Origin of the sequence: Streptomyces sp. NPDC060027 (genome assembly GCF_042737005.1) — a bacterium.
In the GTDB taxonomy this organism is placed as follows: Bacteria; Actinomycetota; Actinomycetes; order Streptomycetales; family Streptomycetaceae; genus Streptomyces.
In genome coordinates, this window is the sequence record NZ_JBHWVI010000111.1 from 12,386 (window position 1) to 28,332 (window position 15,947).

Annotated in this window: 14 protein-coding genes; 4 read left to right on the forward strand and 10 right to left on the reverse strand. The window is 71.6% G+C overall.

The annotated features are described in order from the left end of the window. Window positions 1-42: 42 nt before the first annotated feature. The 8 genes from fbaA to ACFWBT_RS25285 all read right to left on the reverse strand — a co-directional run bounded on the left by fbaA (window position 43) and on the right by ACFWBT_RS25285 (window position 7,734). The gene (gene fbaA / locus ACFWBT_RS25250) at window positions 43-1,065 is read right to left on the reverse strand and encodes a class II fructose-bisphosphate aldolase (RefSeq protein ID WP_385704238.1); all 1,023 of its coding nucleotides are present in this window, start codon (window positions 1,063-1,065) and stop codon (window positions 43-45) included. A 185-nt stretch (window positions 1,066-1,250) separates the two neighbouring features. Beyond that, complete coding sequence (pyrE, locus tag ACFWBT_RS25255) at window positions 1,251-1,799, reverse strand: orotate phosphoribosyltransferase (protein WP_385704240.1); 549 nt, start codon at window positions 1,797-1,799, stop codon at window positions 1,251-1,253. 10 nt (window positions 1,800-1,809) lie between these two features. Continuing rightward, window positions 1,810-2,604 (reverse strand): aldose 1-epimerase, encoded by a 795-nt coding sequence (locus ACFWBT_RS25260; protein ID WP_385704242.1) that lies wholly within the window; start codon window positions 2,602-2,604, stop codon window positions 1,810-1,812. Between the two features lie 46 nt (window positions 2,605-2,650). After that, window positions 2,651-3,772: a carbon monoxide dehydrogenase gene (locus ACFWBT_RS25265; RefSeq protein WP_385704245.1), complete on the reverse strand. Its 1,122-nt coding sequence runs from the start codon at window positions 3,770-3,772 to the stop codon at window positions 2,651-2,653. A 67-nt stretch (window positions 3,773-3,839) separates the two neighbouring features. Beyond that, window positions 3,840-5,489, reverse strand: a complete 1,650-nt coding sequence (locus ACFWBT_RS25270) for a polyamine aminopropyltransferase (protein ID WP_385704247.1) — start codon at window positions 5,487-5,489, stop codon at window positions 3,840-3,842. Window positions 5,490-5,666: 177 nt separating this feature from the next. Next, window positions 5,667-6,197, reverse strand: coding sequence for a DUF2617 family protein (locus ACFWBT_RS25275; RefSeq protein WP_385704250.1), 531 nt, complete (start codon window positions 6,195-6,197; stop codon window positions 5,667-5,669). 387 nt (window positions 6,198-6,584) lie between these two features. Next, a complete protein-coding gene (locus tag ACFWBT_RS25280) occupies window positions 6,585-6,869 on the reverse strand; it encodes a hypothetical protein (RefSeq protein WP_385704252.1) in 285 nt (94 codons plus the stop codon). Between the two features lie 295 nt (window positions 6,870-7,164). Further along, window positions 7,165-7,734, reverse strand: coding sequence for a hypothetical protein (locus ACFWBT_RS25285; protein WP_385704254.1), 570 nt, complete (start codon window positions 7,732-7,734; stop codon window positions 7,165-7,167). 227 nt (window positions 7,735-7,961) lie between these two features. Between ACFWBT_RS25285 and ACFWBT_RS25290 the strand changes: the two genes are divergently transcribed. From ACFWBT_RS25290 to ACFWBT_RS25300, 3 genes are all read left to right on the forward strand, one after another. Next, entirely contained in the window at window positions 7,962-9,089 is a 1,128-nt protein-coding gene (locus tag ACFWBT_RS25290; protein WP_385704272.1) for a PP2C family protein-serine/threonine phosphatase, read from the forward strand. Between the two features lie 89 nt (window positions 9,090-9,178). Beyond that, window positions 9,179-10,402, forward strand: a complete 1,224-nt coding sequence (locus ACFWBT_RS25295; RefSeq protein WP_385704257.1) for a pyridoxal phosphate-dependent aminotransferase — start codon at window positions 9,179-9,181, stop codon at window positions 10,400-10,402. Window positions 10,403-10,542: 140 nt separating this feature from the next. Further along, the gene (locus tag ACFWBT_RS25300) at window positions 10,543-11,742 is read left to right on the forward strand and encodes a hypothetical protein (protein ID WP_385704259.1); all 1,200 of its coding nucleotides are present in this window, start codon (window positions 10,543-10,545) and stop codon (window positions 11,740-11,742) included. A 42-nt stretch (window positions 11,743-11,784) separates the two neighbouring features. Here ACFWBT_RS25300 and ACFWBT_RS25305 read toward each other — a convergent pair whose 3' ends face one another. Together ACFWBT_RS25305 and clpB are read right to left on the reverse strand one after the other, a co-directional pair. Next, a complete protein-coding gene (locus tag ACFWBT_RS25305) occupies window positions 11,785-12,315 on the reverse strand; it encodes a YbjN domain-containing protein (protein ID WP_385704262.1) in 531 nt (176 codons plus the stop codon). 315 nt (window positions 12,316-12,630) lie between these two features. After that, the gene (clpB, locus tag ACFWBT_RS25310) at window positions 12,631-15,243 is read right to left on the reverse strand and encodes an ATP-dependent chaperone ClpB (protein WP_385704264.1); all 2,613 of its coding nucleotides are present in this window, start codon (window positions 15,241-15,243) and stop codon (window positions 12,631-12,633) included. A 129-nt stretch (window positions 15,244-15,372) separates the two neighbouring features. Here clpB and ACFWBT_RS25315 point away from each other — a divergent pair, with 129 nt between their 5' ends. Further along, complete coding sequence (locus ACFWBT_RS25315; protein WP_385704266.1) at window positions 15,373-15,786, forward strand: pyridoxamine 5'-phosphate oxidase family protein; 414 nt, start codon at window positions 15,373-15,375, stop codon at window positions 15,784-15,786. Window positions 15,787-15,947: the final 161 nt, after the last annotated feature.

Consider the following 15,947-nt stretch of genomic DNA (forward strand, 5'->3'; position numbering starts at 1 on the left):
CGGAGGTACTGCTACCGGATGACTACGCGAGGTACCGGATGACTACTTGAGGCGGGTGCCCGTGGAACGCAGGGCGGCGCAGGCCTCGGTCACGCGCTGGGCCATGCCGGCCTCGGCGAGCTTGCCCCAGGTGCGCGGGTCGTACTTCGACTTCGTGCCGACCTCGCCGTCGACCTTCAGGACACCGTCGTAGTTGCGGAACATGTGGTCCACGACGGGCCGGGTGAAGGCGTACTGGGTGTCGGTGTCGAGGTTCATCTTCACGACGCCGTTCTCCAGCGCGGTGGCGATCTCCTCGGCGGTGGAGCCGGAGCCGCCGTGGAAGACGAAGTCGAACGGGCTCGCCTTGCCGTACTTGGCGGCCACGCCCTCCTGGAGGTCCTTGAGGAGCTCGGGGCGCAGGACGACGTTGCCCGGCTTGTAGACGCCGTGCACGTTGCCGAACGACGCGGCGAGCAGGTAGCGGCCCTTGTCGCCGAGGCCCAGGGCCTCGGCGGTACGCAGGGCGTCGTCGACGGTCGTGTACAGCTCGTCGTTGATCTCGTGGCTGACGCCGTCCTCCTCGCCACCGGTCGGGGTGATCTCGACCTCGAGGATGATCTTCGCGGCGACGGCCTTGGCGAGCAGCTCCTGGCCGATGGCCAGGTTGTCGGCGAGGGTCTCGGCGGAGCCGTCCCACATGTGGGACTGGAACAGCGGGTTCAGGCCCTTGGCGACGCGCTCGGCGGAGATGTCGAGCAGCGGACGTACGTAGCCGTCCAGCTTGTCCTTGGGACAGTGGTCCGTGTGCAGCGCGACCGTGACGTCGTACTTCGCGGCGACGATGTGCGCGAACTCGGCGAGCGCGACGGCGCCCGTCACCATGTCCTTCTTGTGCTGACCGCCCAGGAACTCCGCACCACCGGTGGAGATCTGGATGATGCCGTCGCTCTCCGCCTCCGCGAAGCCGCGCAGCGCAGCGTGCAGGGTCTGGGACGAGGTCACGTTGATGGCCGGGTAGGCGAACTTGCCTGCCTTCGCCCGGTCGAGCATCTCGTTGTAGACCTCGGGGGTTGCGATGGGCATCTGTCCGCTCCTTGTATGTGCGGGTCTGCGTACTGCTGCTGCGGTACGACGGGACTGGTGCTTATGGCCCTGACCTAGGGGGGCGACGTCATCGTCGGCCCCATCTTTCCAGACATCGCCGGATGCTCCAGACCCCCATCCGACATGCGGGACCCTGCCGTCGCCGGGGCCCCGCGGGAGCTTCGTCAGTCGAGCCCCAACTCGCCCTTGGAGTAGGCGAAGAGGTACGGGACACCGGCGCCCGCCTCGATCTTCTCGGCGGCACCGGTCGCGCGGTCGACGATCGTGGCGACGCCGACGACCTCGGCCCCGGCCTCCCGGACGGCCTGGACGGCCTCCAGCGGGGAGCCGCCCGTGGTCGAGGTGTCCTCGACCACGAGGACACGCCGGCCCTTGATCTCGGGACCCTCGACACGGCGCTGCAGGCCGTGCGCCTTGGCCGCCTTGCGGACGACGAAGGCGTCCAGCCTGCGGCCGCGCGCGGAGGCCGCGTGCAGCATGGCCGCGGCGACCGGGTCGGCGCCCATGGTCAGCCCGCCGACCGCGTCGAAGTCCAGGTCGGCGGTGAGGTCGAGGAGGACCTGACCGACGAGCGGGGCGGCCTCGCCGTCCAGCGTGATCCGGCGCAGGTCCACGTAATAGTCGGCCTCAAGACCCGAGGAGAGGGTCACCTTGCCGTGCACCACGGCCTTGTCCTTGATCTGCTGCAGCAGCGCGCCGCGTACATCACTCATGGAGGCCAGCTTAGAGGCGCCGCCAGCTCCAGGTCGTGGTGGCTTCGAGGGGTTCGATGGGTGTGACCAGGCGGGGGTGGGTGTTGAGCCCGTTCGGCGGACCGGTCTGCGGCTCCACGCACACGGCCGCCTCCTGCTCGTCGTAGACGACGACCCACTCCTCGCGGCTGCCGACCTTCAGCTCGAGCCGCCCCGGCCAGGTGAGCGTCACGTCGACGCCGCCCGGCATGCCGAAGCAGTCGTCCCAGGGGCCGGGCTCCGGGCCGAGGCGGCGGCCGGTGGGCAGATGGTCGGCGCCCCGCTCCTCCTGCCAGGCGGGCAGGAAATCGACGCGGACGTCCTCGCCGCCCTCCCCCAGGTTCCTGTTGAACCAGGGATGCCAGCCGATCTGGGCGGGGAAAGAGTCCGCGTACGCCTCCACGGACATGGTGAGCGTCAGGGCGTCCTCGGTGAGGGTGCAGGCCTGGGTGACGCGGGCGGGATGCGGCCAGGGGTCCACCAGGTCGTACGTGATCACGGCCTCGCTCCCGGTGACGCGGGCCGTGGTCCAGGCGCCGTCGCGGGCGGTGCCGTGGATCGCGTGCGGCGGGGAGTTGAGCGGCATCTGCCGGACGGCGGCACCGTCGAGGAACCGGCCGTCGCGGATCCGCCCGCACCACGGGACCATCGGGAAGCACCCGAACTTCGCGCCCTGTCGCAGCAGTTCGACGCCGCCGACCCGCAGACTTCCGACCCGTCCGCCGTTCCCCGGCGCCACGGTCACCTCCGCGTCACCCGCGGTCAGCGTGATGTCTTCGTTACTCACGGAGTTGACCCTACTGGGGCGGGAGCGCCGCGTGGTTCCCCCGCCCTCACCGGCGCTTGCGCAGCGCCCGGGTCACGGCGATCGCCGAGGCCAGCGCTAGGGCCGCGGCGGGGGCCGCCCAGCGGAGGGTGGCACGGGCGGCCGTGGCCTCCGGGGGCGGCACGGGGGCGTAGCGGCCACGCGGAGGAGCGTGGTCCACCTCCTCCGCACTGCGCCCGATCATCGTCCGCCGCGCGTGCGCCGCCTCGGCCATCGCGTCCTCGCCCCCCAGCTCCTCGTCCTCCGCCACGAAGTCCTCCCCGTCGAACTCGCCGTCCCCGGCCGCGGAATCGAGCGCAGGAGGCGGCACCTCGGCCTCGAAGACGGAGGAAGCCTCGGCTCCGTTCCCGCCTTCGGACTCGGTCCCGGCTTCCTGCCCGGCCTCGGGCCCGGATTCGGCCTCGGGCCCGGATTCGGCCTTGAGGTCGGGCTCGGACACTCCCGTGGACGCGGTGTCCGTCGAGGGGCCGGTGACCGTCGAAGGGCCGGTGTCGGGGGTGGAGGCGGCCGGTTTCGCGAGGCCCGCGGTCAGCGCCTCGCCGAAGCGGGTCAGCAGGCGCAGTCCGGCCGAGGACACCGCGTCGTGCGGGAGTTCGGCCACGCGGCCGTCGCCGGAGGCCGTGCCGCCGAACGCGAGGGTGGTGCCGCCGTCGGAGGAAACGAGCCGCAGGGTCAGCGCCAGTTTCACGGCACCCCCGCCGCGCACCTCCGTGGCGTCGCCCTCGACGGCGTACGAGGCGTCGTCCTGGGCGGTGACGCGGAACGCGCCGCGATAGGTGATCGTGTGCCCGGCGACGCGGACCTTCAGGCGCCCGGCGACCCGCGCGCCCGGCTCGCGGCCGACGGGGGAGGACGTCTCCGCGGCGTCCTCACCGGTCCCGGCTACGGCGTCCTGCCCCGTCCCCGAGACGGCGTCCTTCTCCGTCCAGGAAGCGGCGTCCTGCACCGTCCCGGAAGCGGCGTCCCGCCCCGTCCCCGAGGCGGGCGGCGCACCCGTGTCCGCCGCGCCGTCGGAGACGGCCGACGCGTCCTGCTGGAGACCCGGGACCGCGCGGGCGATCCGGACGGGATCCGCCAAGGCCTCCCTCAGCCGCCCGGCCGGAAACGGAACGAACACCTCATGCTCCATGTCAGCCGAGCCTACCCAGCACGACCCGGACCGCACCCGCGTATCACGGGATTCCCGCGTCTCCGCCTCAGTCGGGGTACCGCGGATGCACCAGCGTGGAGGGCGGCAGGGGGTGGGGGACACGGCTTCGGTCGGCGGCGCGCGCGTCGGCCGTCAGGGCCGCCTGGGTGAGGGTGCGCAGGCGTGGACAGTGGGAGGCCAGCCGCAGGGACGCGGGTGTGCGGGAGGCCAGGATGAAACCCCAGTCGCCGCCGGGGCCCGCCGCGCCGCCGGTGGTGCGGTCGGGACCGGCGGCGAAGCCGGAGTCCCGGCCGCCGACACGGTAGGGCCTGGTGAACAGGCCGGCCGCGCGGATCGTCGAGTCGACCGTCCAGAAGGCCCGGTGCCGGTCGGCCAGCGGGCCGGCGTGGACCACGAGCCGGCCGCCGGGGGCGAGGACGCGGCGCGCGAGGCCGTAGAACTCCTGCGAGTACATCTTGGTGCTCGCGGTGATGCCGGGGTCGGGCAGGTCCGAGATGACGACGTCGTACGTCGAACGGGCGTCGCGCAGCCGGCTGAAGGCGTCCGCCGTCACCTCGTGCACCCGGGGGTCGTCGTACACATGACGGTTCAGGGCGGACAGCGCGGCGTCGTGGCGGGCCAGCCGGACCACGTCCGCGTCGCGTTCGACGACGTCGACGCTGCGCACCCCGGAGTGGCGCAGCACTTCGCGGGCGGCGAGTCCGTCACCGCCCCCGAGGATCAGCACGCGCGCGTGGGGGCCGTTCATCGCGGGGTGGACGAGCGCCTCGTGATAGCGGTGCTCGTCGCGTCCGCTGAACCGCGCGCGGCCGTCGAGGAAGAGGTGGAGGGAGCGGCCGCGGGTGCCGCCGGTGAGGACGACCTCCTGGACGCCGGTGCGGAGCGCGACGCGCACGTCCGCCCCGTACAGGGCGTGCCGTGCGGCCCGTTCGAAGTCGTCGACCAGCACCGCGGCCGAGGCGAGGAGGCCGAGGACGAGGAGGTTGGAGACCAGCAGCGTCCAGCGCGCGCGGCGGGTCAGGTCCTTCCGGAACAGGCCGAGTACGAGGGCTCCGCCCGCCACCGCGTTCACCGTGCCGGTCAGCAGCGCGCCCGTCAGCTGGCCGAACAGGGGCAGCAGCAGGAAGGGGAAGGCGAGGCCGCCGACGAGGGCGCCCACGTAGTCCGCCGCGAACAGGTCGGCCACCGCGCCGCCGGGGTCCTGGCGGCGGATGCGCTGTATGAGCTCCATGAGGAGGGGGACTTCGGCACCGATGAGCAGGCCGATGGTGAGCGAGAAGGCCACCAGCAGATAGCGGGGGCCGTCCGCCCACAGGCCGCCCCAACCGCCGGTCCAGGCGAACACGGCGTACAGGGCCATCGCGCTGCATCCGCCGACCAGTGCGAGCGCCGCCTCGACCGCGCCGAAGCCGACCGCGGCGCGCGGGCGGAGCCGCTTCGCGGCGAGGGAGCCGACGCCCATGGCGAAGACCATCACGGAGAGCACGACGGATGCCTGGGTGACCGAGTCGCCGATCAAGTACGAGGCGAGGGCGACGAGTTCGAGTTCGTACACGAGTCCGCACGCGGCGCAGACGAACACTCCCGCCAGGACGAGGAACCTGCCGATGCCCGGGCGGACGGGCAGCCGCGCCTGGCCCTGGACGCCCCAGGGCGGCGGCGCGCCGGGCGGAGCTGGCGCGTGCGGTTCGATCACGCCGTGAACGCTACGTCACACCGCTACTACGTCTCGTCACCCACACGTGTGGAAACCCTTGCGCTTCATGGCACATGGAGTTGACCTGGGCATCTTCCCGGCACACCGGCCGCGAACCCCACCCTCCGCAACTCCCCTGCCCCGCCACGCTTCCGGTGTCCGATCGCACGCTCGCCCTCAGACACCGGACGTACTGAGGGCGTCCGTCCGCACGCCGACCCGCGTACGCGTCGCGACCAACTGGCCGTCCTGCGGGTACGCGTGCCACGTACGCCAATGGACCTGGCCCTCGTGGCGCTGGGCGAGCATCGCGGTGAAGGCGTGCGGGCTGCCGGGGAAGACGCCGGCGAGTCCCTGGGGGTGGTCGGAGACCAGGGCCAGCAACTCCTGGGCGCGGCCCGCGAAGGAGCCGGGGGACAGGATTTCGACCCGGGCCGCGAACTCGTACTCCCAGTCGTCGAACCGCTTCGCGACGCCGAGCGGCAGGGGTGTGCTGCTGCCGGCGATGCACGCGACGGTCTCCGAGCAACTGCCCCGCTCCTCCTCCAGGAGTACCTGGTGGGATGCGCCGAGCAGCCTCAACTGCAGTTTTGCCCCGTCCAGTTCGAGGTCGAGCGCGGCGAGGGCCGGCAGCGGTTCGCGACCCAGAGCCCAGGCGAGATCGGCCGCGCGCGTGTCGGTGTACGAGGTGTTCAGGGTCGTGAGCATGGGTCGGCTCCGCTAGCACGCAAAGGTGAGGTGGGGTTCCGGCGCACCCGGTCAACACCGGGGGAACGGCCCGTCAGCCCGGCCGGAAGGGCATCCGAAGGACGCGTCCGATAGGACCATCCGATGGACTTCCGAGGCCTGTCGGCCCAGGGCTGCTTGGTGATGTACCAGGGCTGCTTTGGTGGTTTAGAGGGAATCATGAACTGTGGTGCCGCCACAGCGTTTTTACCCAACTTCGTGCGGTTTCCATCCCCCCGAGGGCTCCACAGCTCAACTGTTCAACCATGGCGTGCGCCTCGCGCACGGAAGTGCCCGTCGGCATTCGTCGGCCGACGGGCACCTCCGGGCGCCGGATGCGTTTCCCGCGAGGAGCTCAGCTGCCCCGTGTCAGCTGCCTCCGCCGCATCCGCCCCCGCCGCCGCCGCACGAGGACCCGCCTCCGCAGGACGAGCCTCCGCACGACGAGTTGCCCCCACAGGAGTGACCCCCGTGGTGGCCGCCGGACGAGCCGCCGGACGAACCGCAGGACGCGGCACTCCCCGCGCCACCGGCCCACCAGCTGCCGGTGCCGCCGGCACTGCTCCTGGAACGACGCCGCCCCTTCTTGGCCGCGCTGACGACCTTCATGATCACAACGAGCAGGACGACCGCCAGGATGATGCCGATGATCATGGCGCCACCCTCCTTCCGTTCCCCCGAAGCCGCCCCCCGTGGGCCGTGCTTCTCGATTCCTGTCTTGCGTGACAGGGGGATGCCCACACGCCTCACGGCGCAAAGCAGAGTTGAGGAACTCCAGAGCATCCACATGTGGGGATGACTCCCGGCCGCCGGGCATCGGACGGGCGTAGACCCCCAGCCTCGACGTTTGTCCTGACGAGCGGCGAGTGTCCTGACGAGCGGCGAGTGTCCTGACGAGCGGCGAGTGTCCTGACGAGCGGCGAGTGTCCTGACGAGCGGCGAGCCTCTCCTACCCCCGGGAGATCGCCAGGAGCCAGGCCACCGGGAGGCCGAGGACGCCGAGGGCGATGGCGCCGATCAGGGAGGCGAGCCAGACGAAGACATGGTTCTCGCCGTTGAGGAGGCGGCTTCGGCGGGCGGAGGTGAGCAGCCAGTGGCCGGGCAGGCCGAGGGTGGCTGCCGTCCAGCCGGCGAAGGTGACGTATTCGGCGGCGGCGAGCGGCGAGGGCACGAAGACCGTGTCGCCGACGAGTCGGACGTCGCGCCGGGTACGGGTGCCCGGCCGGAGGTCGCCGGAGGCGGAGCGGAGCAGCATCGGCCGCGCCGCCGTCGCATCGGCGGACGCGGACGACGGCGTGTACTCGCCCCGGCAGTGGGTGCCGGTGTCCTCCAGCCCCTCGAAGCAGCCGGCGATCACGAAGGTGCCGGTCGGCCCCGCGATGCCGGTCAGCGCGGCCAGCCGGGCGCCGAACAGCAGCCAGACCACGGCCACGCACCCCGCGAGCCACAGCACGGCGAGCCCGCCGACCGCCCGCCAGGACCACGTCCGGCCCGTCCGTCCATGCGACGCCCCCGCCACTCGGTCATCCGTCCGAGGGTGCCCTACCCGGCAGCGGCGCCGCGGAATCGCACGGGCTTGCGGAGGGGCGACGGTCAAAGGCGCGTCGGGCCCGCTCTCGGCCGTGGGTGGCCGGCGGCAGAGTGGAGCCGGGAGCGTCAGCAGGGCAGGCTTGGGTCATGAAGTCGCTTTTGCGCTCACCGCCTGCGCCCAGGACAAGTCGGCGTGGCCGGGTCCTCTTCACGCTGATGCAATGCGTGCCCTTCTTGATCGCGCTGGCCGTGCTGGTCATCGAGCTCACGCCTGCGCACTTCATCTATACCGGGCCCTTTCTCACTGCGGTCCCGGCTTTGGCGGCAGTGACGATGGGGCCCAAGGGCACCACCGCGGCGGCGGCTCTCGCGCTGGCGATCAGCGTGACCACCGCGACCTACAACGGGGCATGGGGCACCCTTCAGGTCTATACCAATTTTCTGGCTCTGTCCCTGGTCTCCGTGGCTGGCTTCATTACTAGCAGCGCTGTGCAGACGCGCAGGCAGAGAGAGCTCGACCAGGTCCGCCGGATCGCCGTGGCGGCCCAGGAGGTCGTGCTGCGGCCCGTACCCGCGCGACTGGGCCCGGTGCTCGCGGGCAGCCTGTCCCTCGCGGCGGGGACGGGGGCACAGGTGGGCGGTGATCTGTACGAGGCCGTGCAGACGCGGTACGGCGTCCGGATGATCGTGGGGGACGTCCGCGGCAAGGGGCTGCTCGCGGTGCGGGCCGTCGCGGTGACGTTGGGTGCGTTCCGGGAAGCCGTGCACTACGAGGATGAGCTGGTGGAGGTCATGAACCACTGCGCGGCCGCGCTACGACGGGAAGTCGCCGTGCCGGGTGCGTACGACCAGGAAGTTCTGCTGGAAGGGTTCGTCACGGCGCTCATCGCACAGGTGCCGGACGAACCCGTGGTGCAGCTGGTCAACCGCGGGCATCCACCGCCGCTGCTGCTGCACCAGGGCAGGGCCACGACCCTGATGCCGCCCTCACCGTTGCCGCCTCTCGGTCTCGAAGACCTCGCCACCGACCTCTCCGCCAAGCCTGAGAGCTATCCGTTCGTTCCCGGTGACCGTCTGCTGCTGTACACCGACGGCGTGATCGAGGCCCGCAACCGCGACGGCGAATTCTTCGCTCTGCCGGAGGCCATGGAGGGGACGGACGCCGACACCACCCCACCGGAATTCCTGGAGCAACTGCACCAGGCGTTGATCCGCCACAACGAGGGCGACTTGGCGGACGATGTGGCGATGATCCTCACCCACCGGCTCAACGGCGAACTCGGAGGCCAAGGCGTTGCGGGCTCCATGCCGGAGCCGCCTTCCGGCGCGGCGGACCTGGGGTAGCGGTCGCAGTTCAGGGGCGGCGCGTAGTGGACTTGCGCAGGTGCCCGTCGGCGAAGGTGAGTTGAGGAACTCCCGGACCCGGGCGGAGGATGACCGGCATGACCTCCAGCGCGCGCCCCTTCCTGAACCGCCGGCTCGCCGAGTTCGGGACGACGATCTTCGCCGAGATGTCCGCCCTCGCGACGAGTACCGGCTCGATCAACCTCGGCCAGGGTTTCCCGGACACGGACGGCCCCGAAGAGATCCGGGAGGCGGCCGTACGCGCGCTGCGGGACGGGCGCGGCAACCAGTACCCGCCGGGTCCGGGCGTCCCCGAGCTGCGCACCGCGATCACCGCGCACCACAAGCGCCACTACGGCCTGTCGTACGACCCCGACACCGAGGTCCTGGTGACGGCGGGCGCCACCGAGGCCATCGCCGCCGCCCTGCTCGCGCTCCTGGAGCCCGGCGACGAGGTGATCGCCCTGGAGCCGTACTACGACTCGTACGCGGCCTGCATCGCCATGGCGGGCGGGACCCGCGTGCCCGTGACCCTGCGCCCCGACGAGGGCACGCCCGAGGGCACCCACGACGGAGTCGCCCATCGGCGGTTCCGGCTCGACCTCGACGAGCTGCGCGACGCCGTCACCGACCGGACCCGGCTGCTGCTGATCAACACCCCGCACAATCCGACCGGCACCGTGCTGACCCGCGCGGAGCTGACGGAGATCGCGCGGCTCGCCGTCGAGCGGGATCTGCTCGTGGTGACGGACGAGGTCTACGAGCACCTCGTCTTCGACGACGCCGAGCACGTACCGCTGGCCGGCCTGCCGGGGATGCGCGAGCGGACGGTCACCATCGGCAGCGCGGGCAAGACGTTCTCGTTCACCGGCTGGAAGGTGGGCTGGGTGACCGCGCCCCCGGCCCTGGTCGGCGCCGTACGGTCGGCGAAGCAGTTCCTGACGTACGTGGCCTCGGGGCCGTTCCAGTACGCCGTCGCCGAGGCGCTCGCGCTGCCGGACTCGTACTTCGAGGCCTTCCGCGCCGACATGCTGCGCAAGCGGGACGTGCTGGCGGCGGGACTCAGCGAGGCGGGCTTCGCGGTCTTCCGGCCGCAGGGGACGTACTTCATCACCACCGACATCCGGCCGCTCGGCGAGACGGACGGGTTCGCGTTCTGCCGCGCCCTGCCCGAACGCGCCGGGGTCGTGGCCATCCCGAACGCCGTCTTCTACGACCACCGCGAGCAGGGCGCGCCTTTTGTGCGGTTCGCGTTCTGCAAGGCGCCGGAGGTGCTGGAGGAGGCGTCCCGGCGGCTGAAGGCGGCCTGGTAGCCGGCCACCGCCCCGCCGTCTAACACCGGCCGCGCCGTCCGTGCGGGCGACGCGCCGGGGGCTTACGAACGGAACCCGCACGGAACCCGCACGGACGAGCAAAGCTCGCGAATACCCCATAGGGAACGCACAGTTCGGGTGTGACCCACCCGAGTACCCTCGCTCGCCCCGCCCTCACGGAGCCCGGCGACCGTGCCGTCCGACCGTCCCGCGCCGCACGCGGCCTGCCGTCCGCCGCGGTGAAGGCGCTCGGGCTGTTCGCCGCCGTGCGCCTGGCCGGTCTCGTCGTGCTCGCCGCGACCGCCTGGGCCACCGGCAGGCACCCGGTCGCCCTGCTCGCGCGGTCCTGGGACTCGGTCTGGTACCTGGGCATCGCCGCGCACGGCTACGGCCGGACGCTCTTCTTCCACCCCACGGTCGTCCACAGCGACCTGGCGTTCTTCCCGCTCTACCCGGCCCTCGTGCGCGCCGTCACCGCGCTGACCCCGCTGAGCGGGGGCACGGCGGGTCTGCTGGTCTCCTGGCTCGCGGCGGCGGCCGCCGTGTGCGGGGTGTACGCGATCGGGGCCCGCCTGCACGGCCGGGCGGTGGGTACCGCGCTGGTGCTGCTGTGGGGTCTGCTGCCGCACTCGGTGGTGCTGTCGATGGCGTACACCGAGCCCGTGCTGACCGCGTTCGCCGCCTGGGCGCTGTACGCGGTGCTCGACGGGCGCTGGCTGTGGGCGGGCACGCTGGCCGCGGTGGCGGGGCTGGCCCGGCCGAACGGCTTCACGGTGGCCGCCGCGGTCCTCGCGGCGGCGGCGCACACGAGCTGGCGGAACCGCGGAAAAGTTTCCCACAGGCTGTGGACGGGCGCCGCGCTCGCGCCGCTCGGCTGGGGCGGCTACGTGCTGTGGGTGGGGCACCGCATGGGCGATCCGCTCGGCGGCTACTTCGAGGTGCAGCGGCTGTGGGGCTCGCGCTTCGACCTCGGCCTCGGGTCGCTCCGCTTCGTCAAGCACCTGCTGCTGCACGGGGACCGTTTCGTCTTCCCCATGACGGTGATGATCGTCGCCGCGGCCGTACTGCTGTACGCGCTGCTGATCGCGGACCGGGCGCCCCTGCCGCTGCTGGTCTACAGCGGCGTCCTGCTGCTGATCGCGGTGGGCGGCTCCGGGTTCTTCGAGTCGAAGCCGCGCTTCCTGCTGCCGGCGTTCCCGCTGCTGCTGCCGCTGGCCCGCGCCCTCGTGCGAACGGCGAGAGCCCGCCCCTGGCACGCGACCCTGGTGGTCGGTGCCCTGGCCGGGCTCTCGTTCGCCTACGGCGCCTATCTGGTCGTGATCGCGCACACGCCGCTGTAGCCGGCCGCGCGCGCCGCGAGGAACGACGCCGCGAGGACGGGTCTACTCCTCGTCGTCCTCGGGCTTCTCCGCCTCGTTGATCTCCTGCTCCAGGCCGAGCTGCTCGACGAGCCACTTGTCGAACTCGATGGCGGCGCGCACCCAGCTGACCGTGGAGGACACGAAGTGCTCCAGGCTGACGCCGGTGCCGATCAGCATCTGCGCCTCGCCGATCAGGCGGACGGTGCCGTCGTCGTGGGTGTGGCTGTAGACCTTGGGCCACAGGGTGCGACGGTTCCAGTCGTCGATCGACTCGAGGAGCGTGGGCTTCTCCTCGAGCTGGTGCGGCCGGTCGTAGAACGTCCGGACCGAGAAGACCTGCTGGTCACCCTCGCCGCGGAACATGAAGTACGTACGGAATTCCTCCCACGGCGCCGCGAGGTCACCCTCGTCGTCGACGACGTACTTCAGCTCCATCTGTTCCAGGAGCTGCTTCACGAGGTCCTGATCCGGGACCACGGGGCCCGCGGGGCCGCCGGACTGCGGCTCGGGCTGGCCCCCGAAGTTCGGAATCGAGGACGGGTCGATGCTCACCGTGTATTTCCCTTCGTACGGATTCTGCCATCCTCCCCCATGCGGGGCGGGGAGTGGCAACCTCTGACGGGGCCTGTCCGCCGGGGGCTGACAAGATCCGGTCACGTGCGGGCATCGGCCCAGGTGGGGACGGTGCGCGCGGACACCCCGGAAGTCGCCCGGACAGCGTGACATGAACATCCTGCGGTGACATGAACATTCATGAGCCGGCCGAGCGCGACGCGGTTGACCGCCGTCCTGGCCGAAGCGACGGGTCCGGGCACGCGGAGGGCCCGCGGCGGGTGTGCCGCGGGCCCCTGCCGGGTGCCGCGCCGATTACAGCGTCTTGCCCGTGGCCGGCCCCACGATCAGGCCGTCGCCGAAGGCGTCCACGCGGACCGTGTCGCCGTCCTTGACCTCGCCCGCCAGGATCTCCTTGGCCAGCCGGTCGCCGATGGCGGTCTGGACGAGGCGCCGCAGCGGGCGCGCTCCGTACGCCGGGTCGTTGCCCTCCTCGGCGAGCCAGGCCAGGGCCGCGTCGGTGACCTCCAGGGTGAGCCGGCGCTCCGCGAGCCGCTTGGCCAGGCGGTCGATCTGGAGCCTGGCGATGCGCTCCAGCTCCCGCTGGTCGAGCGCGGAGAAGACGACGAGGTCGTCCAGCCGGTTCAGGAACTCCGGCTTGAAGGAGGCGCGGACGACGTCCAGAACCTGCCGCTTCCTGTCCTCCTCGGAGGACAGCGGATCGGCGAGACTCTGCCCGCCCAGGAACTGGCTGCCCAGGTTGGAGGTGAGGATCAGGATGGTGTTGCGGAAGTCGACCGTCCGCCCCTGACCGTCCGTCAGCCGCCCGTCGTCCAGCACCTGGAGCAGGATGTCGAAGACCTCGGGGTGCGCCTTCTCCACCTCGTCGAGCAGGATCACGCTGTACGGGCGACGGCGCACGGCCTCGGTGAGCTGGCCGCCCTCCTCGTAGCCGATGTACCCGGGCGGCGCTCCGACCAGCCGGGCCACGCTGTGCTTCTCGCCGTACTCCGACATGTCGATGCGGATCATCGCCCGCTCGTCGTCGAAGAGGAAGTCGGCGAGCGCCTTGGCGAGTTCGGTCTTGCCGACGCCCGTCGGGCCGAGGAAGAGGAAGGAGCCGGTGGGCCGGTCCGGGTCGGCGATTCCGGCACGGGTGCGGCGCACGGCGTCCGACACGGCACCCACGGCCTCGGACTGGCCGATCAGGCGGCGGCCCAACTCCTCCTCCATGCGCAGGAGTTTCTGCGTCTCACCCTCCAGCAGGCGGCCGGCGGGGATGCCGGTCCATGAGCCGACGACGTCCGCGATGTCGTCGGGCCCGACCTCCTCCTTCACCATGGTGTCCTTGCCGGCCTCCTCCTCGGCCTCCGAGGCGGCCTCCAAGTCCCTTTCCAGGGTGGGGATCTCGCCGTAGAGCAGCTTGGAGGCGGTGTCGAAGTCGCCGTCGCGCTGGGCGCGTTCGGCCTGGCCGCGGAGCTCGTCGAGCTTCTCCTTCAGCTCACCGACGCGGTTGAGGGACTGCTTCTCCTTCTCCCAGCGGGCGGTGAGGCCGCGCAGCTCCTCCTCCTTGTCGGCGAGGTCGCGGCGCAGCTTGTCCAGCCGCTCCCGGCTGGCGGCGTCCGCCTCCTTGCCGATCGCCAGCTCCTCCATCTTCAGCCGGTCGACGACACGCTGGAGCTCGTCGATCTCGACCGGGGACGAGTCGATCTCCATGCGCAGCCGCGAGGCCGCCTCGTCGACGAGGTCGATGGCCTTGTCGGGGAGGAAACGGGAAGTGATGTAGCGGTCGGACAGGGTCGCGGCGGCCACCAGCGCCCGGTCGGCGATCTGGACCTTGTGGTGGGCCTCGTACCGGCCCTTGAGTCCGCGCAGGATCGCGATGGTGTCCTCGACGGTCGGCTCGGCGACCAGCACCTGCTGGAAGCGCCGCTCCAGCGCCGGGTCCTTCTCGATCCGCTCGCGGTACTCGTCGAGGGTGGTGGCCCCGACCATGCGCAGCTCACCGCGGGCGAGCATGGGCTTGAGCATGTTGCCCGCGTCCATGGCGGAGTCGCCGCCCGCACCGGCCCCGACGACGGTGTGCAGCTCGTCGATGAAGGTGACGACCTGCCCGTCGGAGTCCTTGATCTCCGCGAGCACGGTCTTCAGGCGCTCCTCGAACTCGCCCCGGTACTTCGCGCCGGCGACCATCGCGCCGAGGTCGAGCGAGACGAGCCGCTTGTTCTTGAGGGACTCGGGAACATCGCCCTTCACGATCCGCTGGGCGAGCCCCTCGACGACGGCCGTCTTGCCGACGCCGGGCTCGCCGATGAGGACGGGGTTGTTCTTCGTGCGGCGGGACAGGACCTGCACCACCCGGCGGATCTCGTGGTCCCGGCCGATGACGGGGTCGAGCTTGCCCTCACGCGCCGCGGCGGTGAAGTCGGTACCGAACTTTTCGAGCGCCTTGTACTGGCCCTCGGGATCCTGGGTCGTCACCCGGCGCCCTCCCCTGCTCTTCTGGAACGCGTCGAGCAGCTTTTTCGCGCCGGCGCCCTGCTGGGAGAGTACGTCGGCGATCTGACCGCCCTTCGCGGCGATCCCGATGAGCAGGTGTTCGGTGGAGATGAACTCGTCGCCGAGCTCCCTGGCGCGCTCGGCGGCGTCGGCGATGACGGCGAGCAGGTCGCGGTTGGGCTGCGGGGGCGCGACGGTGGAGCCGGTCACGCTGGGCAGGCCGGCGAGCACGCGCTCGGTGCCGGCGCGCACGGAGGCCTGATCGGCGTCGGCTGCTGCCAGCAGGTCGATGATGTTCTCGTTGTCCTGCCCCTCCAGCAGAGCGAGCAGCAGGTGGGCGGGGGTGAGGTCCGGGTGTCCCTCCTTCACGGCGCGGTTGCTGGCCGCGTTGATCGCGTCCCGGCTCCTGTTGGTCAGCTCGGCGTCCACGTTCGCGTTCTCCTCCTCCTGGTGTCCTGACCGTTGCCTGACTGAAGCAACGTACACAAAGTTGAGTCTATTCCACTCAAGGCTGGAGTGGGGGCGGAACGGGCACCGCGAGGCGTAGATTCGGGCCTCATGGCTTCCTATCCGGTGGACCCGCGGCAGCCCGACGCCGCCTACCTGAGCTTCTGGCGCGAGCGCCACCTGTGCACCCTGACGACACTCCGGGCCGACGGCTCCCCGCATGTGGTGCCCGTCGGCGTTACATACGACCCCGAGGCCGGTCTCGCTCGGGTCATCACCAACAAGTCCAGCGCGAAGGTGGGCCACGTGCTCGCGGCGGGGCCGGACGGGGCACGCGTGGCGGTCTGCCAGGTGGACGGCCCGCGCTGGGCGACGCTGGAGGGGCGGGCCCGGGTCTCCACGGACCCGGCACGCGTCGCGGAGGCGGTGCGGCGCTACGCGGAGCGGTACGAGCGCACGCCGGCGCCGAACCCGTCCCGCGTGGTGATCGAGATCGAACTCACGGCGGCGATGGGCCGCGGATGAGACCGGGGGCGGCGACCGGGCGGAACCGGGAGTCATCCCGTAAAACTGCAGCGGGGGGCCCCGGGGGAGGGGACGGGGGCGCCCCGGGGGGGGGGGGGTCCGGGGCGGTGGAAGAAGCCCCGGGGGGGTGTTAACAAAAGAAGCGGGGGGCGCCAAAGAGA